General features: G+C 35.9%; 19 protein-coding genes and 1 other RNA gene. 13 read left to right on the top strand and 7 right to left on the bottom strand.

All coding sequences use genetic code 11. The annotated features are described in order from the left end of the window. Nucleotides 1-104: 104 nt before the first annotated feature. On the bottom strand, nucleotides 105-1,451 hold the full coding sequence (locus tag QY331_16705) for an alpha-amylase family glycosyl hydrolase (protein ID WKZ69604.1): 1,347 nt from the start codon (nucleotides 1,449-1,451) through the stop codon (nucleotides 105-107). Between the two features lie 106 nt (nucleotides 1,452-1,557). Between QY331_16705 and QY331_16700 the strand changes: the two genes are divergently transcribed. From QY331_16700 to ruvA, 6 genes are all read left to right on the top strand, one after another. After that, on the top strand, nucleotides 1,558-2,685 hold the full coding sequence (locus tag QY331_16700) for an AI-2E family transporter (GenBank protein ID WKZ69603.1): 1,128 nt from the start codon (nucleotides 1,558-1,560) through the stop codon (nucleotides 2,683-2,685). Nucleotides 2,686-2,884: 199 nt separating this feature from the next. Then, nucleotides 2,885-3,304, top strand: an RNA gene (rnpB, locus tag QY331_16695) — RNase P RNA component class A. Between the two features lie 26 nt (nucleotides 3,305-3,330). Next, entirely contained in the window at nucleotides 3,331-5,061 is a 1,731-nt protein-coding gene (gene recJ / locus QY331_16690) for a single-stranded-DNA-specific exonuclease RecJ (GenBank protein WKZ69602.1), read from the top strand. Nucleotides 5,062-5,073: 12 nt separating this feature from the next. Beyond that, nucleotides 5,074-5,805, top strand: coding sequence for a YebC/PmpR family DNA-binding transcriptional regulator (locus QY331_16685; GenBank protein ID WKZ69601.1), 732 nt, complete (start codon nucleotides 5,074-5,076; stop codon nucleotides 5,803-5,805). A 6-nt stretch (nucleotides 5,806-5,811) separates the two neighbouring features. After that, on the top strand, nucleotides 5,812-6,351 hold the full coding sequence (ruvC, locus tag QY331_16680; protein WKZ69600.1) for a crossover junction endodeoxyribonuclease RuvC: 540 nt from the start codon (nucleotides 5,812-5,814) through the stop codon (nucleotides 6,349-6,351). A 16-nt stretch (nucleotides 6,352-6,367) separates the two neighbouring features. Next, complete coding sequence (gene ruvA, locus QY331_16675) at nucleotides 6,368-6,961, top strand: Holliday junction branch migration protein RuvA (protein WKZ69599.1); 594 nt, start codon at nucleotides 6,368-6,370, stop codon at nucleotides 6,959-6,961. 11 nt (nucleotides 6,962-6,972) lie between these two features. Here the strand turns inward: ruvA and QY331_16670 are convergent, their stop codons facing one another. The 5 genes from QY331_16670 to QY331_16650 form a co-directional block, all read right to left on the bottom strand. Further along, a complete protein-coding gene (locus QY331_16670; GenBank protein WKZ69598.1) occupies nucleotides 6,973-7,185 on the bottom strand; it encodes a hypothetical protein in 213 nt (70 codons plus the stop codon). Between the two features lie 154 nt (nucleotides 7,186-7,339). Then, nucleotides 7,340-7,606: a Txe/YoeB family addiction module toxin gene (locus tag QY331_16665; GenBank protein ID WKZ69597.1), complete on the bottom strand. Its 267-nt coding sequence runs from the start codon at nucleotides 7,604-7,606 to the stop codon at nucleotides 7,340-7,342. Continuing rightward, on the bottom strand, nucleotides 7,600-7,842 hold the full coding sequence (locus QY331_16660) for a type II toxin-antitoxin system Phd/YefM family antitoxin (GenBank protein ID WKZ69596.1): 243 nt from the start codon (nucleotides 7,840-7,842) through the stop codon (nucleotides 7,600-7,602). Before QY331_16660 ends, QY331_16665 begins: the two co-directional genes overlap by 7 nt. Nucleotides 7,843-7,888: 46 nt before the next feature. Continuing rightward, on the bottom strand, nucleotides 7,889-9,907 hold the full coding sequence (gene uvrB / locus QY331_16655; GenBank protein ID WKZ69595.1) for an excinuclease ABC subunit UvrB: 2,019 nt from the start codon (nucleotides 9,905-9,907) through the stop codon (nucleotides 7,889-7,891). Between the two features lie 53 nt (nucleotides 9,908-9,960). Continuing rightward, on the bottom strand, nucleotides 9,961-10,314 hold the full coding sequence (locus QY331_16650; protein ID WKZ69594.1) for a hypothetical protein: 354 nt from the start codon (nucleotides 10,312-10,314) through the stop codon (nucleotides 9,961-9,963). A gap of 188 nt (nucleotides 10,315-10,502) precedes the next feature. On the opposite strand from QY331_16650, the gene QY331_16645 reads away from it, so the two are divergent. The 6 genes from QY331_16645 (at nucleotide 10,503) to QY331_16620 (ending at nucleotide 18,724) form a co-directional block, all read left to right on the top strand. Next, complete coding sequence (locus QY331_16645) at nucleotides 10,503-11,351, top strand: DUF3078 domain-containing protein (GenBank protein ID WKZ69593.1); 849 nt, start codon at nucleotides 10,503-10,505, stop codon at nucleotides 11,349-11,351. A gap of 102 nt (nucleotides 11,352-11,453) precedes the next feature. After that, nucleotides 11,454-12,179 carry an alpha/beta hydrolase-fold protein gene (locus QY331_16640; GenBank protein ID WKZ69592.1) on the top strand — a complete coding sequence of 242 codons (726 nt, stop codon included), beginning with the start codon at nucleotides 11,454-11,456 and terminating at the stop codon, nucleotides 12,177-12,179. A 363-nt stretch (nucleotides 12,180-12,542) separates the two neighbouring features. Next, complete coding sequence (locus QY331_16635) at nucleotides 12,543-13,580, top strand: T9SS type A sorting domain-containing protein (GenBank protein ID WKZ69591.1); 1,038 nt, start codon at nucleotides 12,543-12,545, stop codon at nucleotides 13,578-13,580. 60 nt (nucleotides 13,581-13,640) lie between these two features. Beyond that, nucleotides 13,641-15,203: a PQQ-binding-like beta-propeller repeat protein gene (locus QY331_16630; protein ID WKZ69590.1), complete on the top strand. Its 1,563-nt coding sequence runs from the start codon at nucleotides 13,641-13,643 to the stop codon at nucleotides 15,201-15,203. 134 nt (nucleotides 15,204-15,337) lie between these two features. Continuing rightward, nucleotides 15,338-18,250, top strand: coding sequence for a hypothetical protein (locus QY331_16625; GenBank protein ID WKZ69589.1), 2,913 nt, complete (start codon nucleotides 15,338-15,340; stop codon nucleotides 18,248-18,250). A gap of 42 nt (nucleotides 18,251-18,292) precedes the next feature. Further along, on the top strand, nucleotides 18,293-18,724 hold the full coding sequence (locus QY331_16620) for a SufE family protein (protein WKZ69588.1): 432 nt from the start codon (nucleotides 18,293-18,295) through the stop codon (nucleotides 18,722-18,724). A gap of 58 nt (nucleotides 18,725-18,782) precedes the next feature. Here the strand turns inward: QY331_16620 and QY331_16615 are convergent, their stop codons facing one another. Beyond that, nucleotides 18,783-19,499 (bottom strand): hypothetical protein, encoded by a 717-nt coding sequence (locus QY331_16615; protein WKZ69587.1) that lies wholly within the window; start codon nucleotides 19,497-19,499, stop codon nucleotides 18,783-18,785. 135 nt (nucleotides 19,500-19,634) lie between these two features. On the opposite strand from QY331_16615, the gene QY331_16610 reads away from it, so the two are divergent. Next, entirely contained in the window at nucleotides 19,635-21,707 is a 2,073-nt protein-coding gene (locus QY331_16610; protein WKZ69586.1) for an acetate--CoA ligase family protein, read from the top strand. The last annotated feature ends 43 nt before the right edge of the window (nucleotides 21,708-21,750 follow it).

The following is a 21,750-nucleotide window of genomic DNA, read 5'->3' as shown; positions in this document are numbered from 1 at the left end:
ACCTCAAGCAGTAACCTGATTCAGAAAAATGAATTTAAGTATAACAGGTGCTAGACACAATTTTAATTAAACTATCTACAGATTTAATCTTGAAAATTTCTTAATTACTTTGAATTACTTAGTACTTTATAATTCCACGGAGTTAAGTTAAATTCATCGCTTCCGGTTAAAGTAACTGTTTCTTCGCTAATAACATTATTATATGAACCACTTAAAGATCTATCGTTAATTTTAGCTGTTTGTGTTTCTGAGGAAAGATTAATTATAACGAAAATCTTATCTCCGTCTTTTTCTCTGGTAAATGAATAAATGTTTTCATCATTACCGTTTTTAATTTTTTTAATTTCTCCACCAAAATTTCCGTTCCAAAGAGCTTTATTTGTTTTCTTCAATTCAAAAAGTTTTTTATAAAGATCATAGAATTTGTGTTCTTTCCATTCGATAAGATCTTTTTCAAAGAAGTCTAGTCTTTTATTCATCCCAGCTTCTTGACCGCTATAAACCAAAGGCATTCCTTCTATGGTGCATGACAATATCAACATTGCCTCTGCTGCATCTCCCATTCTTTCGAAAACAGTACCATTCCATGAGTTTTCATCATGATTTGAAGTAAATACCATTCTATAAGCATTTTCGGGATATTCTTCCTTTTCTTGTTTCCAGTAATCATCTAAATGCAGTGCCGACTTTTCACCTTTTGCAATATCATTCATCAGGTGATGTAAATCCCATGCGTATGTCATATCAAATGCGTATTCATGAAGTTCCGGGGATTCCCATTCTGCCAACATGAAAACCGGTTTAACTGCATCTAATTCTTTTCTAGCTTTGTTCCAAAATTCCGTCGGTACCATTCCAGCAACATCGCATCTATAACCGTCGATATTATATTCTTCAACCCAAAATTTTAATGCCCCTATCATGTAATCCCACAATTCTTTGTTATCATAATCGAAATCAATTACATCGCTCCAATCAGGAACGGGTGGAACAAAATTATTGAGAGAATCTTTTGTGAAAAATTCCGGATTAGTCTCAACAAGATTGTTATCCCATGCTGCGTGGTTTGCAACCCAATCTATGATAATATACATCCCCAACTCATGTGTTTTGTTAACAAGGGATTTAAAGTCATCAAATGTTCCGAACTCAGGATTAACTTTCATAAAATCTTTTACAGAATAATAACTTCCGAGTGTTCCTTTTCTGTTCAATTCACCAATTGGATGAATCGGCATTAACCAAAGAATATCAACTCCCATTTCTTTCAAACGAGGCAAATGTTCGGCAAATGAATTAAAAGTTCCCGCTTCGGTAAATTGACGTATGTTAACTTCGTAAATGGTTGCGTTTTTGCTCCAGTCTATCTGTTCAACATGACTTTTTTGTGCAAATAATTTTATACCAAAGATAGAGATCATGATAATCAATAGAATTGTTTTCTTTTTCACTTTTTCCTCACCGTATAATTTATACAAAATGTGTTATGGAATTTCAAAAAATAATCAATATTTGATATATATTTATAATAAATTTGCATCAAAAGAAGATAAGAAAATGAAAAAAGTTTTCAGTGACCCTACCGTAAAATTTTTTATTAGCATTGTCGGTCTCGTAGTTATATTTACTGTGTTACGAGAACTTCAACACATTTTCATTCCACTGGTTATTTCTTATTTTCTGTTCTTTTTATTTGAACCTCTCAATAAGTTTTTAAATAATAAAAAAATCCCGTTTGCTCTGGCAATATTTGCAAATCTTATTATTATGATTGGGGTCATCTGGGGTATTTCTAGAATTATTATAGAATCCTTCAGCCGTTTCGGAAGAGAATTAAATATCTATGAGCAGAAATTAAACAACATAGTAAGCACCACAGCCACTTCCTTTGGAATAGATGATCCGTTTTTTATTCAATTTAGTTTATCTGAAATTTTGGAAGGATTGGATTACGGTGGTATTGCCGGGACATTTTTTAGCTCGACCCTATCAATATTTTCAACAACATTTTTTGTTCTTTTCTTTTTTATTTTTATTAGCATTGGTCACAAAAATCTTTATGAAGTTATTAAGAAAAGATTCGTTGAACGTCATGTAAAAGATTCTCTAAAACAAATTAAAAAGGAATTAAAGAAAGAAGAAGACAAAAAAAGCACGAACACTTTGGATAATTTAAAAGTAAGACGAGAACAGCTGATAGAAAAAACTTTTAAGGACATCACGTCACAAGTACAGCGCTATATTGCAACAAAATTTATGCTAAGCCTGCTTACCGGTGTTCTATCCGGATTTATACTATGGCTGTTTGATGTAGATTTTTTCATTGTTTGGGCAGTATTTGCTTTCTTGTTAAACTTCATTCCAAATATTGGATCTGCAATTGCGGTAATCTTTCCTGCATTAATGACTCTGGTTCAATATGAATCTTTAGGTTATGCACTTTTGGTAACGGCTATTCTTGTTGTAATCCAAACAGTAATTGGCAATGGTTTAGAGCCGAAGATTTTTGGTGATCGGTTGGGTTTAAATCCGCTTGTTATTTTGCTTTCCTTACTGCTATGGGGTTATGTGTGGGGTATTGTTGGTATGTTTTTATCTGTTCCGCTAACTGCAGTAGCAAAAATTATTATGTCCAATTCAAATTCGCTAAATCTCAACTTCATGAGTGATCTTATGGGAAATTAGCTCCTTGATTTATCTCCGTAAATTATTGTAATATAATTCTTTACAAAACATCCCGCGCACGACTTTTATTTCACCAAACAATAGAACTCCGCCTTAAAAGAAGACAATAAATAATGCTTTACGAAAAAATATTTCTTATATTTCCGCTAATTGGAAAATTGTTTATTTAATTAATTAAGGATGGTTGAAGTTAAGCTGATGATCCAAGCATGGCAATTACCCCGACTAAGTCGGGGAGGAAAGTCCGAACTCCGAAGAGCAGGGTGCCGGGTAACTCCCGGGGTCCGTGTTGCGAAAGCAGCCGGAAACGGCTAGTACCACAGAGAAGAGACTACCAGTCAACTGACTGGCAAAGGTGAAAAGGCGGGTTAAGAGCCCACCGCTCTGCTAGTAATGGCAGAGGTCCCTTTAAAGGGAATCCCGACTTGTCGGGATCAAGGTAAACCCCACTCGGAGCAAGGTCAAGCAGAAGGTTCCTTCTTTATTGAAGTACGGGCTGCTCGTCCGTTTACCTTCGGGTAGACCGCTTGACCCCGATAGTAATATCGGGGCTAGATAAATAATTGCCGTCCCGATTTTATCGGGATTACAGAATTCGGCTTATATGCTTGGTCGTTTAGCTTTGCTTCTCCAGTGTTAAACAACATGTTAAAAAAACGCTGGAAAGTAAAAGAAGGCAATAACCAGACCGACGTTCTGGCTCTTGCCGATAGCTTAAACATATCCCCAATCTTAGCTAACCTATTAATTTCAAGAGGTATTACAAACTTTTATGAGGCAAAATCTTATTTCCGTCCCTCACTTGACGGAATCTATGACCCCTTCTTAATGGATGGAATGGAAGAAGCTTCTATAAGAGTTATTAATGCAATTACCGGAAATCAAAAAATTGCTGTTTACGGCGATTATGATGTTGACGGTACTTGCTCTGCCGCATTAATGTTTTTGTTCCTAAAAGAACTTGGTGCAAATGTTGAAATTTATATTCCGAACAGGCTAACGGAAGGATATGGTCTATCCAAAGATGGTATCGATTATCTTAAAGAACAAAAAACCGACTTAATAATTTCTGTCGACTGCGGAATCACTGCTGTTGAAGAAATTGATTATGCAAATTCTTTCGGAATCGATACCATAATTTGTGATCATCATAAACCAAAGGAAATACTGCCAAACGCTGTTGCGGTATTAGATCCGTTAAAACCAGGGTGTAAATATCCATTCCCGTATTTATCGGGAGCCGGAGTTGCGTTTAAGCTAGCTCGCGCTGTTGGCGATAGAATCGGCCATAAAGATATGGCTTTAAAATATCTTGACCTTGTAGCTCTCGCCGGGGCAGCTGATATAGTTCCTCTTATTGATGAAAACAGAATTCTTGTTAGAGAGGGTCTCGATCTTATAAACCGAAATCCTAGACCAGGTATTCTTGCATTAATTAGAAGTGCTAGAATGGAGCCGGGTAATTTAAGTGCCGGACAAATTGTGTTTACAATCGCACCTCGTATTAATGCAGTCGGAAGACTTGGTGATGCAATTCGAGCGGTTGATTTATTTACCACACAAGATCCGGAAGATGCGATTCGATTGGCAGAAGTTCTAGAAAGTGAAAATCAGCAGAGAAGAAAAATTGATGAGGTAACATTCTCTCATGCCGTTGAGCTTGTTGAAAAAGATGTTGACTTTGCACATAACTACGGAATCATTTTACATGACGACAATTGGCATCCCGGAGTAATCGGAATTGTTGCTTCTCGTTTAGTCGAAAAATATTATCGTCCATCTGTTATGCTTTCAACTATTGACGGAGTAGCAAAAGGTTCGGCAAGAAGCATTACCGGGTTTAATATTTATAAAGCATTAGAAGCTTCCGAAGATTTACTTCTTCAATTCGGCGGGCATGAAGCTGCTGCCGGACTAGCTATTGAGATTGATAAAATTCCCGAATTCAAAAAACGATTTAACGATTATTTAAAAGAACATCTTTCACAAGATGAAATTCTTCCTGAAATTCATATCGATACTAAAATTTCATTGTCGGAAATAACACCAAAATTTGTGAGAATACTGAATCAATTCTCACCATTTGGGCCGGGAAATATGCGTCCGGTTTTCTTAGCGGAAAATGTAAAGCTTGTTTATCCTCCAAGAGTGGTGGGAACGAATCACCTTCTAACTTGCGTAAAACAAAATGGAAATGACAAAATATTCGATACAATAGGGTTTAATCTGGGCTTTTATGCCGATATGATTGACAAAGATAAAGACTTGGTTGATATTGCCTTCACAATCGAAACAGTAGTAAAGGACGGAAAATCATACCCGCAGCTAAGAATAAAAGACTTAAAAATAAAAGAGAAAGAATTAGTAAGTAATTAGGAGAAACAGTTTATGTCCGGTCACTCAAAATGGTCGACGATCAAAAGAAAGAAAGCTGTAATTGATGCTAAACGTGGTAAAATTTTTACAAAGCTTATAAAAGAAATTACCGTTGCTGCAAGAAATGGCGGGGGTGATCCCGATGCTAATCCACGATTACGATTGGCGGTTGATAATGCTAAAGCGGCAAACATGCCGGCAGATAATATTGACCGTGCAATAAAAAAAGCAACCGGTGAACTTGAAGGTGTAAGTTATTCCGAAATGACATATGAAGGTTATGCTCCCGGCGGTATTGCCGTAATGATTGAAAGCGTTACAGATAATAAAAACAGAACGGTTGCCGAAGTTCGACATGCATTTAATAAATGCGGTGGAAGTATGGCAGAATCCGGAGCTGTTTCGTATGGTTTTGATAGAAAGGGTGTCATAACTCTTCCAAATCAAGGAAAAACAGAAGATGATATTATGGAAATAGTATTAGACGCCGGAGCGGATGACATTTCAACAGAAGAAGATTATTTTGAAATTACTACATCTGTTGAAAATTTTGAAAGCGTAAGAAAAGCACTGAGTGGTTCCGGACTTGAAATTGAAAACGCTTCACTTCAATGGGTCGCTCAAAACATGATTGAAATAAAGGGAGAAGATAGCGAAAAGGTAATGAAACTTATCGATATGCTTGAAGATAATGACGATGTTCAAAATGTATATACAAACGCAGATTTTGTTGACGAAGAGTAAAATGAGATGACAATAATCGGAATTGACCCCGGAACAATTTTTACAGGTTTCGGGGTAATTAAATATCACCGCAACCAACTTTCCTTAATAGATTCCGGTATAATCAAAACACCCGCAGTAAAAGAAATGGCGCCTCGTCTCGAAGCAATTTACAATGAATTATCTTTATTAATCAGAAAATATGATCCGGATGCATTTGCTCTTGAAACAGCCTTTTACGGTAAGAATGTTCAATCAGCTTTAAAGATCGGTTATGCTCGCGGTGTTTCAATGCTTGCAGCCAAACACAATAATTTGGATACGGCAGAATATAGTCCGCGCGAAGTTAAAAAATCTGTCGTAGGAAACGGTGCTGCTTCAAAAGAGCAAGTTCAGTATATGATTAAAAAACTTTTGAGTATTAGAAAAACTAAAATTAAATTTGATGAAACTGATGCGCTTGCAGTTGCTATTTGTCATGCATTTAAATTATCATCACCATTAAAAACTTCCGGAAGCTGGAAAAAATTTATAGAAGCAAATCCGGATAAAATAATCAGCAAGTAATTTTTGAGTTAACTATATGATCGGATTCTTAACCGGAAAAATAATTTCAAAGAAACCAACAAAAATTTTACTTGATGTAAACGGAGTGGGTTATACCGTCAACATTTCTATTTCAACATTTGAAAAACTTCCCGAATTAAGTGAACCGGCTTCCCTTTTTATTTATACCGCCGTAAAGGAAGATGCAATAGATTTATACGGATTTTCATTTCCGGCAGAAAAAGAAATGTTTGAGTTGTTAATCAGTGTAAGCGGGATCGGACCGAAGCTAGCTCAAAGTTTGCTTTCCGGAATTCAAGTTGATGAATTGAAATATGCTATCGATGAAGGTAATCTTTCAAGAATCATCGCTGTACCTGGAATTGGAAGAAAAACAGCGGAAAGATTGTTGGTGGAGTTACGAGATAAGATGAGTAAACTTTCTGAAAAATTTGAACCCGCCGAAGCGGGGGCACCCTCATCTGTAAGATCGGATGCCATCGCAGCTCTTGTCAATTTGGGGTATAACATTAAAACTGCTGAAAAAGTTGTTCGCGATATTATGAACAGTAAAGCTCCTGTTACAATAGAAGATGTAATTAAGGCAGCACTTGCCGAACTAAATAATTAACAACTGACTGATTAAACGATCATCGCAAAAGCAATATCATTCCATTCAATTTCGCTGAGTTTTAATTTCACTTTTTTTCTATCATCAAAATCCTCAATGCTATCAGTTGTAAAATGAATAATATTTTTTGAAGAGGGCTCGCCTTCTAAGTTTAATTTTGTTTGATAAATAAGAGAAGTACTGTGTATTTGATATTGACCCTCTTTACCGATGAATATAGTCATGATTTCCTCTTTATTAAAATCAGGACAAGAGGTGCATTTTGCGTGCCGATATGAAAGATTGTGATTTGGGGAAATTTTGGGGATTATTGACAAAAAGAATGTTACAAAATAAGATGGGCTGTCTCAGTTTTTGATTATCTGCGTAACTATATTCTTATTCGTAATGTGTCCACATTCGTAAGATTTTAACCGTTTTTTCTTTATCATAGATTTGATAAACGACTCTGTGCTGAATATTTATTCTGCGTGAATATGCCCCTATTAAATCACCGACTAATTTCTCAACTCGCGGAGGAATTTTTCGAGGGTTTTGCTCGAGTATTTTCAGAACATCTAAAGCTTTTTCTTTTAAACCTACCGAAGCAATTTTCTTTGCGTCTTTTTGAGCTTGCTTTGTATAAACAATCGTCCAATTTACCATTTTAATTTTTCGGAACTTTTTTCAAGAGGTTCTTTCATTCCTTTTATAATAGAATCTCTCATTCCGGGAATGGAAACAAGATAAAGCGTTTCTTGAATTGCTCGCCAATCATCTTCGGATAGCAAAATTGCGTTAGATCGCTTACCTGTTATTTGAATTGGTTCATTCTCCGTCGACGCCGTATCTATAAGTTTATAAATGTTTGCTCTTGCCTCTGTCGCAGTTATAGTTTTCATTTTTTCCTCCGTCACCAACGTACGCAATCCCGCACGCAATGTCAAGTTATGATTTAATCATCTTCTCCAACTTAGAAATCTCATCTCTAAGTGAAGCGGCTTTTTCAAATTCCAAATCTTTTGCGGCATTGTGCATTTCTTCACGCATCTGTTCTATTAATTCTTTTCTTTGATCTTGCGTCATGTATCTAATGACCGGTTCGGCAACTCTTGTGAACGATGCTTCTTCTTTTTCTTTATCTTTTTTGCGAATGTCGGCTATTGATGTGCCGGACATAATTTGTTCACGACTCTTTAAAATTGTTTGGGGTGTAATACCGTGTTCTTCGTTGTATTCTAACTGTATTTTTCTTCTTCGTTCGGTTTCATCAATTGTTTTTTTCATTGAATTGGTAATTACGTCGGCATACATAATTACCTTTCCGTTAACGTTACGCGCGGTTCTTCCGGCAGTTTGCATTAATGATCTCTCGCTTCGTAAAAATCCTTCTTTGTCGGCATCAATAATTGCAACTAGAGAAACTTCGGGGAGATCGAGTCCTTCTCTTAATAAGTTAACACCGACAAGCACATCAAAATCACCGATGCGTAAATCACGAATGATTTCAACACGTTCGAGTGCATCTATATCACTGTGAATATATCGTACATTTATATTCAGTTTATCAAGATAGTCCGTTAAATCCTCAGCCATTTTTTTTGTTAACGTTGTAACTAAAATTCTTTCCTTTAGAACAACTCTTTTTCTTATTTCGCCGATAAGATCATCAATCTGTCCCTTAATTGGGCGAACTTCAATTTGCGGATCGAGCAAACCGGTTGGGCGAATTATTTGTTCAACATAAGTTCCTTTCGATTGCTCAAATTCATAATCGCCGGGTGTAGCGCTAACATAAATTACCTGGTTTGTAAGTCCTTGAAATTCCTCAAACTTAAGAGGTCGATTATCCATCGCAGATGGAAGTCTGAATCCGTGTTCAACCAAGACTTCTTTTCTCGATCGGTCTCCGAGATACATTCCTCTAATTTGCGGAATGGTAACGTGTGATTCGTCAACTATTAAAAGATAATCTTTGGGAAAGTAATCAAACAAACAAGACGGACGGGATCCGGCAGGTCTTCCATCCATATGACGCGAATAATTTTCAATACCGGAACAATAACCTAGTTCTTTTATCATTTCAATATCATAACGTGTTCTTTGCTCTAAACGTTGTGCTTCTAAATATTTTTCTTGTGACCAGAAATATTCTAAGCGCTCTTTTAGTTCTGCTTCTATATCAACAATTGCTCGTCTCACTTGATCTTTATTTGTCACGAAATATTTAGCCGGATAGATTGGAATTGAGTCAACTTCTTTGAGTACCTCTCCGGTAATTGAATCAATAATAGAAAGTTTTTCTATTTCGTCTCCCCAGAGTTCTATTCTTACTGCTTCTTCGTTTTGATAAGCCGGAATAACTTCTATTACATCGCCTCGGGCTCGAAACGTTCCTCTTGTAAACTCGGCATCGTTTCTTGTATAATAAATATCTATAAGCTTTCTTAAAAGTTTTTTTCGTTCAATCGACTCTCCCTTTTTTAGAAAAAGGATTTGTCTTGCATATTCATCCGGCGCTCCGATTCCATAAATTGAACTAACGCTAGCTATGATTATTACATCATTTCTTCCTTCAATTAAAGAAGTAGTTGCTTTTAATCTGAGTCGGTCGATTTCTTCGTTTATTGAAAAATCTTTTTCTATATATAAATCTTTCTTAACCACATACGCTTCTGGCTGATAGTAATCATAGTAACTAATAAAAAACTCTACAGCATTATTGGGGAAGAATGCTTTGAATTCGGAATACAGCTGAGCAGCTAATGTTTTATTGTGAGAAATTATCAGGGTAGGTCGATTAATATTCCTAATAACATTGGACATTGTAAACGTTTTACCGCTTCCGGTTACACCTAACAAGACCTGATGTTTATCACCTCGCAATAAACCTTGCGATAACTCGGCAATTGCTCTTGGTTGATCGCCTGTTGGTTTATAATCTGAAGAAAGTTCGAAGTTATTCATAGATTTATAAAAAAAGAGCAAGATAATATATCTTACTCTTTCCCGTGTCTGATTTAATTCCTGAGTCTAACATCATGTGCGTGAAAACTGTTGCGTCCCGAAAGATGTCCAACTAAAATAATAGAAGGATAAGCATCCATTCCCGGCGGAAGAGAAGCCGGTCCGTTTACTAACATTTCTACTCCGTCGCCATCAACAACATAGAAAACCGAAGAGCCTGCTTGTCTATCTAATGTAATTCCTTTCTCGTCAAGATACTTAACAACTATCTCTTGAGATGCATGACTATTCGGGTCAAAATTCGAAAATGATCCCAAACCATCTCTTGGGGCAAAATATCCAAAGTACATTATGGCGATCGCCGCCACAATTAATGCGGGTAAAATAAATTTCTGAAGTTTTTTCATTATCGTTTCCTTTATTTATTTGAAAAGAAATTTTTCGTTCAAAGTGAACTTGAAATATACAGAATGAACGTGGTCTTATTCAAAAAAATGAAACCGATTTACACCATCGTTTGTTTCCAATTCAATGCGATTAATGATCAATTTTTTATTTAAGTTTGCATAAATATTTATCAAATACGGAGTTAAACATGAAAAGAATTTACCTTTTATTATTTTTTATATTATTTATTTCAAAAATATCCGCTCAGGATGCGCCGGATTCTACACTAAATAAATGGACCCCCTCTATAGTTTCCGGGTTAAACATTTCTCAAATAGCATTTAGTAATTGGACTAAGGGCGGAGAGAACTCATTGGCTTGGACTTTAACCGGAAGGTTTTTAGCAAATTACAAAACACTTGATTGGACTTTCAAAAACGATCTTAAAGCTGCATATGGGCAAACAAAGCTTGGCAGTGCAGAAACAAAACTCACCGACAATGAACTCTTCATGGAATCAGTTTTTTCATATCATATTGGTTGGGTTGTTGATCCATATATAAGCAATACAATTTTAACTCAGATTACAACCGGTTATGATTACACCGATCTTGGAAAGGTTGAAATATCAAATTTCTTTGACCCAGGCTATATAACACAATCAATCGGTTTTACTTATGATCATAATCCCAATGTACAAACAAGACTTGGTTTTGCATTCAAAGAAACAATTACGGATCAATTCCGAGGATATTCGGATGATCCGGAAACACCAAACGAATTGGAATCTTTCAAGTTCGAAACCGGTATTGAAAGTGTAACAGATCTTAAATTACAGTTAGATGAAAATGTTGGTTATGTTTCAAAGTTGAGTTTGTTTTCTGCTTTCGATCGCTTCGATACTTGGGATGTAAGATGGGATAATTTGATTACGGCCAAAGTTAATAATTGGCTAAACGTGAACTTAACTTATCTTTTAATATATGATAGAATTCAATCACCTACCGCGCAGATGAGACAGGGGTTACAATTAGGAATTACTTATACGTTTTTATAAAAAAATTGTGAAGTGAATACAATCTGTGTATTCACTTCATTTTATAATTGCTTTCTAACCTCAAATAAAATAATTTAGTTAGTTATTTAAACCGAGACCTTAATGCACAGAGAAATCCACAAGTGGTACAGTCGATCATTATACAAAGAAATGGAAATCGCTGTTTATGGTCATTACGGTTACACGCTTCTACTTTTTCCCACTGCCGCTGCGGATTTTCTGGAATACGAAAGATTTCACCTGATTGATTCCATTGCCCAACATATTAACACCGGTAAAATAAAAGTTGTCTGTGTTAATACTGTTAACAACGAATGTCTTCTAAACAACAAGATTGAGTCAGGACATCGCTCGATTCGTCACGGACAATTTAATAACTATATTATTTCAGAAGTTATTCCGTTCATTCAAACACACGCAAACGGATTAGTTCCCATCGTAACAGCCGGTGCTTCCGTTGGTGCGTACCACGCTGCAAATTTCTTTTTCAGAAGACCTGATATTTTTAGCGGTGTTATTGCTATGAGCGGTGTTTATGATATCAAATATTATATAAGAGATTATTACGACGATCATTGTTACTACAATTCTCCAGTAGATTTTTTACCAAAGATCAGTAATCACACAATGCTTGAACAAATGAGAAAAAGTACAATTGTGATTGCATCCGGACAAGGTGCGTACGAAGATCCGGAATCTTCAAAGCAATTATCAAATATACTTAACGCAAAAAGTATCCCGCATTGGTTGGATTTGTGGGGAACCGATATGCGTCACGATTGGCCTACTTGGCGAGTAATGCTGCCTTATTTTATTGATAAAATTTGATTTCTAAAGAATCAACCACTGAATTGTACCTTCAAAAAATTTTCGTGTTGATGAAATTTGTTACCATCAAAATTTAACTGCATGGATGTGGGTTTGTAATCGCTGACCTTTATCATTGTGGTTGCGTTAGTGCACAAAAAAACAGACACAATGTCCAACAACTTCAATTAAAAACAATGCGATATAAAGAAATTAACTTGACAGTAATTTAATATTGTTGCATTTTACTATTGTCGTGGGACAGACAATTACAATATTAATAACTAGGGAGATGTAAGATGAAAAAGTACTTAGCATTGTTACTATTAATTCTTTTATGGGGGGGGGGGTAATTTCTCTTCGGTAAAAGCTCAATCAATTCCATTGGAGGCAGGAGAATTAATATTTTATATTACTGATAATTCTTCGAATTCCAATATCACAATCACACTTGAATTAGTTCCCAATACTCTTTGCTGGGATGCTCATTCATACCCGAATTATGATTTGCATAACCTGACTACTTCTTATAACGGATCTTCTCAAACAAGTAATTTTAAAGTTCTTTGGTCATCGGTGTGGGTTAATCCATCCGGTCAGCATGTATACGCACTTGGTCAGTATAAAGTAATAGCAAAAATTGGCTCTACTGTAAAGAAATTCTTTTATCTTGATTATCGAACCTCAACATTGCCGGAAAATTTCCAGGCAGATTTAATACTAGATTATAGTGTAGACGATAATAAATTTTATAGAAGAAGTACAAAAAATGAAGTGCCCCTTGATGCGAAAATTTGGTCATTGCAGCCAGGAACTGGTTATAGCAGCGAAGAGTTTGAACCACTTCAACCAGATAATTTTGATCTGAGCATATATAATAATCATCCAAAATTAACATGGGGTCATTCTGCCAGTCCGTATGATTTTGTTACTGGATATGCTATTTATAGAGGGACTTCTAGTTTCGGCCCTTTTTCTAAAGTTGCTACAATAAGTGCTGGAGCAACTAATTGGATAGATTGGGAGTTTGCTTCTGGCAATATGTTAACACTATATTATAAGATGGTCGCTGTTAATGGTGTTCGTGAATCCCAGTTTACCCAAACAGCATCAATAAAGGTTGTCCCTGCAAAGGAGGGGAATCAGGAAAAGACTGATTATAACTTTACTTTATTACAGAATTATCCAAATCCATTCAATCCAACGACAACCATATCTTATTCGATTCCAAGCGATGAACATGTAACTCTGAAGGTGTTTAATACTTTAGGGGAAGAGGTTGCAGAATTGGTAAATGAGATTGAACCTGCAGGTATTTACAGAACGAACTTCAATGCTGAAAATCTACCGAGCGGAATTTATATATATAGAATAAGCGCAGGTAAATATACCGAGTCAAGAAAACTTATATTAATAAAATAATATTGGTAAAATGGGCATGCAGGTAAAACTGCGTGCCCAAATAAATATTGGGGTTGTATAATGATAAAAATATTTATGATGACTTTTATGTTCTTCGTGATAAACACATGTTTTTCCCAAACTCAGGAGAAAATTCCTTGGCCTTCGCTGGCAGATTCGCCCTGGCCCATTTTACGAGGAGATGCACAAGGTACAGGCAGATCTGAATTTGTTGGACCAAAAACGGCGAATGTAATATGGCGCAAAGATATACCCTTAGGCGTTTTGTATGGCCCGGTAATTGGATATAATGATATGCTTTACGTTGGAACACGTGCGGCCACTTTTGATAGTTCAAATGCTTTTTATTCAGTAACGCCCACCGGGGAACTCCATTGGAAATATCGTACTGGACATAGTGGACCGACAAATCTTGGCCCTACCGTTGGATATGATAGCACTGTATATTTTGGCTCTGCTGCTGGGTATTCGCTTTATGCTTTAAGTTATGATGGCTTATTGAAATGGAAAAGACCAATCACTTCAGGCTTTCAATATAATATATCGATTAGCAAGAGCGGAAAAATATTCTATGCTGGAAAAGATACGCTACATATAATAAATGCTTCTAATGGGGTTACAATTTCCAAGCATTATTATGATGGAATGGTAGATCACTTAATATCGTTTTCACCAGAAGGAGATGTATTATATGTAAATACCGGCATCATCAATCAACCCAATATGTACAATTATTTAAATGCGATCGATACGCTTGGAAATTTAATTTGGCGAAAGAAATTTAACAACTTACCCTTTGAAGTGCCATTGGTGGATAATGAAGGCAATATATATGTTTTGGGACGTGATACTCTTGATAACTACAGCTTGTTTAGTTTTTACACTGATGGTTCACTTCGGTGGAGTTATCCGGTTAGAACTCATTTTAATTTTTCAGCACCCACAATAGATTTTGAAGGAAATATTATTTTTTACTCATTAGAGTATGATTTTGAGATAGGGAAAGATATTAGTGTAATATTATCATTAGATTATTCTGGCAATTTAAATTGGAAATATGTGATCGATCCTGAATTTTTATGGCCGGACACTCACATAAACCATGGCTTAGTTTGCGACGCGGAGGGCAAAATTTATTTTGGTTCTGCATCGGGCAAATATTTTTACTGTTTAGACAAGAGTGGTGAACCACTATGGAAATTTGATTTGGGGGGGTATGAGTATGATTCTTGTCCCGCTATAGGTTCAGATGGGACGCTATATATTGGCACACACCTTCAGTCCTTGTCAGCAAATAATCAAAAAAATCTAATTGCAATAAAAGACAACCCAAATTCAGTAAAAGAAGAAGAACTACCTAGTGAATATAAGCTAGAACAAAACTACCCAAACCCGTTTAACCCAAGCACAACAATTAAATTCAGTCTGCCGGAAAAAAGCAAAGCAAAACTTTCTATTTATAACTTACTAGGACAAGAGATAGAGATCCTCTTTTACGGAGAAAAAGAAGCGGGAAGTTATGAGTATGTATTTGATAATAAAAGCATAAGTACAGGAGTATATTTTTACATTTTAGAAACACCACAAACAAAATTGAGCCGTAAGATGATGTTGATAAAATAAGAAGCCGCACAAAAGCGAAACGTTGAAGGTCACTTGCTTTTAACCTTCAACGTTGGCGGCAATTGCTATTTGATATTCACCCCATCTTTCAAGAAATTTAGAATCTTAATCCCACACGCATAAAGGAAAACTAAATGAGCCGATTTTTTATTCTATTATTTGTAACCATAATTTTGTTTGCACAAAATACAAACCCCATTCCCCCAACATCTGCCGAGGCACGATTAAGCGGATATGAAAAAAGATTAGAGTTACAGGAAAATTCTCCATTTAAAAATGTTGAGTTCCGAAATGTCGGTCCCGTTGTTCAAAGCGGACGCGTTACTGATATTGAAGGAAACCCCGATGATCCGACACAATTTTATGTTTCTTATGCTTCGGGTGGTTTGTGGAAAACAACAACTAACGGAATTTCTTTCAAACCATTATTCGATAATCAGGCTTCTATGACAATTGGGGATATTGCCGTCGATTGGAAAAACAATATCGTTTATGTTGGAACAGGCGAAAACAATTCAAGCCGATCTTCTTATGCCGGAACAGGACTTTACAAAACAACGAACGATGGCGAAACGTGGGAGCATCTTGGTTTAGAAGGAACACATCGTACGGGAAGAATAATTCTTCATCCCGATAATCAAAATATTTTCTGGGTTGCAGCCGCCGGTGCTTTGTATTCTCCTTCGGAAGATCGTGGAATTTATAAGACTACTGATGGCGGAAAAACTTGGAATAGAACACTATACATTGACGACGAAACCGGAATAATTGATTTATCCATCAATCCCAAAAATCCCGATGTGCTTTATGTAGCTTCGTGGCATCGTACTCGACGAGCTTGGAATTTTGTCGAAGGTGGAAAAACTTCTGGAATTTATAAAAGTATTGATGGTGGAAATAGCTGGTCATTAATTTCAACAGAAGAAAGCGGATTTCCAACCGGTGAGGGTATAGGCAGAATCGGATTGGCTGTCTATCCAAAGAATCCAAATATAATTTATGCTTTACTCGACAATCAATTTCACCGCGATGAAGAAAAAGATGAATATCCAGTTACAAAAGATTTATTAAGAACTATAGAAAAAAATGATTTTCTAAAACTTGATCCGAAAGAACTGAATGATTTCTTGGATCGACATAATTTTCCGCAAGAATATTATGCCGATATGATTTTTGAAAAAGTTAAAAACGATGAAATTGTCGCTTCCGATTTGGTCGCATATTTAGAAGATGCAAACAGCATGTTGTTTGATACCCCCGTCATCGGAGCAGAAGTTTACAGATCGGACGATGCGGGCAAAACATGGAAGAAGACAAACTTAGATTACATTGAAAACATGTATTATACTTATGGATATTACTTTGGTGAAATTAGAATCGCTCCCGATAATCCCTATCAAATTTATATACTTGGTGTTCCTTTCTTATATTCTTCCGATGGCGGTGAAACTTTCAAAACTGTTAATCAAGAAAATGTACATGCTGACCATCAAGCATTATGGATCAATCCGAAAAAACCTTCTCACATGATTGACGGAAACGATGGCGGTATAAACATTACTTATGATTACGGCAAAACTTGGTTTAAAGCAAATACTCCACCGGTTGGGCAATTTTATTCCGTTAATGTTGATATGGCTGAACCATACAATGTTTACGGCGGAACCCAAGACAACGGAGTTTGGTTCGGACCTTCAACCAACAAAGATGATTACTCTTGGTATGCTTCCGGTCATTATGCATTCAAGAATATTATGGGTGGTGACGGAATGCAAGTTGCAATCGATACAAGAGATAACATTACGGTTTATACCGGTTATCAATTTGGCAACTATTTTAGACTTAACACTGCTACCGAAGACTCGAAATACATTACCCCGAAACATACGCTTGGTGAAAGACCTCACAGATTTAATTGGCAGAGCCCGATTCATTTATCAAAACATAATCAAGACATAGTTTACTTTGGCGGACAAAAACTTTTCCGTTCACTTGATAAAGGTGAAAATTGGGATACTATTTCCGAAGACTTAACCAAAGGCGGAATAAAAGGCGATGTTCCTTATGGAACCTTGACAACTATTGATGAATCTCCATTGAAGTTTGGTTTAATTTATGTCGGAACAGATGACGGATACATCTGGATTACCAAAGACGGCGGTAATAACTGGGAAAAAATTTCCGATTCGCTTCCTCAAAATTATTGGGTAAGCAGAGTTGATGCATCTAATCACGATGAAGCAACTGTTTATGCATCCTTAAATGGTTATCGCTGGGATAACTTTGATGCGCTTGTTTATAGATCAACAGATTACGGCAAGACTTGGGAAAAAATTGGAAATGATCTTCCCGCAGAAACCGTTAATGTTATTAAAGAAGATCCGAAAAAATCCAACATTCTTTATGTCGGAACAGATCATGCGGCTTATATTTCAACCGATTACGGAAAAACATTCTCGGCATTCTCGAAAGGTTTGCCGGCCGTTGCGGTTCATGATCTTGTCATTCATCCTCGCGATAATGACTTGGTGTTGGGAACTCACGGACGATCTATTTTCATTGCTGATGTTTCTTATTTACAAAAACTTGATGAATCGATTACCGAAAAGGATTTACATTTTTTCCCGATTGAGAAAGAAGTTAATCATTCGGACTATTGGGGAAGCCTTGACTGGGATTGGTCAATGAGACTTCCTTCTGAAATTGATTTTGTGTTCTATTCAAAATCCACCGGCAAAAGTAAAGTAACTATTAAAACTGAAGGTGGTCTCGTAATAAAAAAATTAACTGATGATTCCGATCATGGACTAAACTTTGTAAAATATGATTTCACAGTCGATTCTGAAATTGTAGATAAATACAAAAACGAATTAAACAAAAACTCTAAAGAAGAGATTAAGTTGGAAAAAGCCGACAATGATTTATTTTATATTCAGCCGGGAACATATATCGTTGAAATTACTTTAAATGATGTAACCGAAACTCAATCACTGGTAATAAAAGCTCCGGAGAAAAAAGAACGCGGTAAACAAAAGAAAACTCCATAATTTTTATTAATGTTGACTATCGGAAATGCAAAAGGAAAAATAATGTCTGTAAAAGAAGTACAAAAAGAAATAGTAGAAGAATTTCAATTCTTGCCTGATTGGGAAGAAAAATACAGTGAGATAATTCGTCTTGGTAGAAAGCTTCCTGAATACCCAGATGAATATAGAGAAGAGAAGTATAAAGTTAAGGGATGCCAGTCGCAAGTTTGGCTGCATCCCGAATTTAAGAACGGGAAAATTCATTTCGATGCCGATAGCGATGCAATGATTGTAAAGGGACTAATCGCATTACTTATGCGAGTTTATAACGAAAGAACTCCACAAGAAATTATAGATAACCCGCCAAACTTTTTAAGTGAAATTGGAATAGATAATCATCTTTCACCAACAAGAAAAAACGGTCTTGGTGCAATGATGAAACAAATACAAATGTATGCGGTTGCTTTTAAATCGATGGGAGATAAAACTAATTGATTTTATCTTTCTGACAATAGATAAATTGCGAGCTGCAGAACTTAAAAAATTTTTAATACTATCTTCCTAATATCTTAAATAGCGTTGTAGTAAACCCAACATGAAATTGCCAATCAATTGCGTGATCATTTAAACCGGAATAATATGCCGCATCAATAACAAATGTCGGCGTAATTTTGTAAGATATCCCGGCATCAAATGTAAGTGGTGTATAATCTTTAACGTTTTCGCCAAAAACCTCCACATAAAAATTAAAAGGATTTTCAAAATTAGATCCGAGCGCAACTGCCCATAAAAACCCGGTATCAAGTGCATCGGCATTTATTCCAAAGAATCCCCCAAGAGTTGCATCAACTTGAAAATTATTACGCGGAAAAGAAAACGCCGAATAAATTGTCCCTCTAGTTATTGATTCTGGCAGAAAGTCCGCTCTGCCAACAAGAGCAATTGCCATTTCAGGAACGTTTAGTAATTGCCCTTTTAGTTGAACTCCAAAATCGCCAACACTTGTCTCGCTATTTCCAAAAAACTCGGAATGATTTACAATTCCCGACATAATAAATCCAAGTTCCACTTTTTTAATAGGAGTAATTTTTAAAAGAGCAGGAACACTCCAATAATCTTCTTGAGCGAACCAACCTAATTCAATTTCGGTGTAGCCATATTCTGTTATGTAAGCGTTATCCGCTGCCGAGGGACGCGTTGGGTTTGATGAAATTTCTTGTGAATATAAATATGTTGACATTAATGCCAAAAAGACAAAAAATTTTTTCATAATTCATTTCTAATGTTTGTTAATAAATATAACTATATATAAATACGATTTCTTTCTCAACTGCTGTATATCCATTTAACTTTTCTTATTTTTTAGGATATGTTTGTTTTATTTTAGCAATCTTTTAAGGTAACTATGGATTCGATTAAAAACTTCTTCTATCCCAAATCAATTTGTGTTGTTGGTGCATCGACTAAAGAGAAAAGTATTGGTTATGAATTACTTCACACGATTAGTAATTATGGTTACAAAGGAATTATCTATCCCGTTAATCCAAAAGCGGAAAGTGTGCTTGGCTATAAATGTTATAAATCAATTGAGGAAATTGACGAGAATATTGATCTCGGAATTGTTATCGTTCCTAAACAATTTGCCGAAGAATCTATTGATTCTCTTTTAGCAAAAGACGTTAAGTCTATAGTTTTAATTACTGCAGGATTTAAGGAAGTTGGAAAAGAAGGCGAAGAAGTAGAAAAAAGAATCACACAAAAAATAAAAAACGCCGGCGCTCGTTTAGTTGGTCCGAATTGTATGGGAGTTATAAACACTCTGGATTCTACAAAGCTTAACGCAACCTTTGTGGCGGAAAAACCGGAAACAGGCGGAACGGGATTTTTATCTCAAAGCGGTGCTCTCGGTGCTGCGGTTTTAAACTCACTTCGCGAAACCGATATAAAGTTTGCCCATTTTATAAGTGTCGGTAACAAAGCCGATATAAATGAAAATGATTTGCTTTTTTTCTGGCAATCTGACGAAAACATAAAAACAATTACAACTTATTTAGAAAGCTTTGTTGATGGCGAAAATTTTATAAAACCATTAATAACCGGCGAGGTTACCAAGCCGGTTATTGTTTTAAAAGCCGGTAAAACATCAAGCGGAATGAAAGCCGCATCTTCACATACCGGGGCATTGAGCAGCCGAGATCAAGTTGTAGAGTCGTTACTTCGTCAATTTGGAATTTTAAGAGTCGACAACATTAATGAGCTTTTTAATACCGCAAAAGGATTTGAAAATTTTCCGTTTCCTAAAGGGAATAAAATTGCGGTAATTACCAATGCGGGCGGGCCTGCGATTTTAACGGTCGATTCACTTGAAAAAGAAAACTTAGTACTCTCGGAATTTTCTAAATCAACAAAAGATAAATTGAGAGAAGTTGTTAATCCGGAAGGAAGTGTCGATAACCCCGTTGATTTATTGCCCGGCGCGACCGATGAAGTTTATAGACGAGTAAATGAAATCGTTGTTGAAGATGAAAATGTTGATGCGGTGATTTCTATTTTTGTTCAGCCTGTTATGGTAGAGCCTATGGCGGTTGTTGAATCGGTTAACGAAATTAAATCCGACAAACCGATTTTTCAAATTGATATGCCTCTTCCGGAATTTTGGGATGATTACAGAAAATTTTCAAAAAGGAAAATGCCTCTTTATCGCAATCCCGAAGATCCCGCTCCGGTTATTTATAATATGCTTTATTATTCTTTGGCTCAAGCCGGTCTAAAAGATCATCGTAAAGAATATGCTGATCAATTCGCTTTGCGTGGTAAAGGAAAGTTTAATTTTAAAAAAGGATTTATCTCACAAGAAGAAGTGATTGATATAACCAGTTACTACGAACTTCCGATTATTAAAAATATTTTGATCAAACCAAGTGAAATAGATAACATAAAAGATGACTCTTTTCCTCTGGTATTGAAAGGAATTAACCACGAAGTTATTCATAAATCAGAACTTGATGCAGTTAAGCTGAATATTAAAACAATCGCTGAACTAAAAGAAAAAGCTCAAGAGATAATTAATAATTTTAACAAGTATAAATTTGATGTAGAGCAATTTTTAATTCAGCCTTTTATTGAAATTAAACACGAAGTTTTACTCGGCGGTTTTCGTGATCCTTCATTCGGACCGATAATAATGTTCGGTACCGGCGGAAAATATGTTGAAGTAATTTGCGATACAGCAATACGCTCAGCGTACATGTCCGATAATGATTTAAATGAAATAATTGAAGAAACTGTTATCGGGAAAATATTAAAAGGTGTTCGCGGTGAAAAAGGAATTGACATTGACGAACTTAAACGAGTTATCCGCGCTTCGTCAAGAATGATGATAGAAAACGAAAACATTCTTGAGTTTGATTTAAATCCATTGATTATCTCAAATGATAATTCAATTCACGCGGTAGATGTTAGAATAAAGATTGGATAAAAAGATTTCATGTGAAATGCATTTCGCATGTTTATTGATAAAA

The organism is Melioribacteraceae bacterium (genome assembly GCA_030584085.1).
Lineage (GTDB): Bacteria > Bacteroidota > Ignavibacteria > Ignavibacteriales > Melioribacteraceae > SURF-28.
Note: the sequence above shows the minus strand (reverse complement) of the source record. Positions and strands in the feature narration are given on the sequence as shown.

Excerpts from the sequence above, each read along its gene's own strand:
- QY331_16700 (WKZ69603.1), top strand. The coding sequence starts at position 1,558 with ATGAAAAAAGTTTTCAGTGACCCTACCGTAAAATTTTTTATTAGCATT.
- recJ (WKZ69602.1), top strand. The coding sequence starts at position 3,331 with ATGTTAAAAAAACGCTGGAAAGTAAAAGAAGGCAATAACCAGACCGAC.
- QY331_16685 (WKZ69601.1), top strand. The coding sequence starts at position 5,074 with ATGTCCGGTCACTCAAAATGGTCGACGATCAAAAGAAAGAAAGCTGTA.
- ruvC (WKZ69600.1), top strand. The coding sequence starts at position 5,812 with ATGACAATAATCGGAATTGACCCCGGAACAATTTTTACAGGTTTCGGG.
- ruvA (WKZ69599.1), top strand. The coding sequence starts at position 6,368 with ATGATCGGATTCTTAACCGGAAAAATAATTTCAAAGAAACCAACAAAA.
- QY331_16670 (WKZ69598.1), bottom strand. The coding sequence starts at position 7,185 with ATGACTATATTCATCGGTAAAGAGGGTCAATATCAAATACACAGTACT.
- QY331_16665 (WKZ69597.1), bottom strand. The coding sequence starts at position 7,606 with ATGGTAAATTGGACGATTGTTTATACAAAGCAAGCTCAAAAAGACGCA.
- QY331_16660 (WKZ69596.1), bottom strand. The coding sequence starts at position 7,842 with ATGAAAACTATAACTGCGACAGAGGCAAGAGCAAACATTTATAAACTT.
- uvrB (WKZ69595.1), bottom strand. The coding sequence starts at position 9,907 with ATGAATAACTTCGAACTTTCTTCAGATTATAAACCAACAGGCGATCAA.
- QY331_16650 (WKZ69594.1), bottom strand. The coding sequence starts at position 10,314 with ATGAAAAAACTTCAGAAATTTATTTTACCCGCATTAATTGTGGCGGCG.
- QY331_16645 (WKZ69593.1), top strand. The coding sequence starts at position 10,503 with ATGAAAAGAATTTACCTTTTATTATTTTTTATATTATTTATTTCAAAA.
- QY331_16640 (WKZ69592.1), top strand. The coding sequence starts at position 11,454 with ATGCACAGAGAAATCCACAAGTGGTACAGTCGATCATTATACAAAGAA.
- QY331_16630 (WKZ69590.1), top strand. The coding sequence starts at position 13,641 with ATGATAAAAATATTTATGATGACTTTTATGTTCTTCGTGATAAACACA.
- QY331_16625 (WKZ69589.1), top strand. The coding sequence starts at position 15,338 with ATGAGCCGATTTTTTATTCTATTATTTGTAACCATAATTTTGTTTGCA.
- QY331_16620 (WKZ69588.1), top strand. The coding sequence starts at position 18,293 with ATGTCTGTAAAAGAAGTACAAAAAGAAATAGTAGAAGAATTTCAATTC.
- QY331_16615 (WKZ69587.1), bottom strand. The coding sequence starts at position 19,499 with ATGAAAAAATTTTTTGTCTTTTTGGCATTAATGTCAACATATTTATAT.
- QY331_16610 (WKZ69586.1), top strand. The coding sequence starts at position 19,635 with ATGGATTCGATTAAAAACTTCTTCTATCCCAAATCAATTTGTGTTGTT.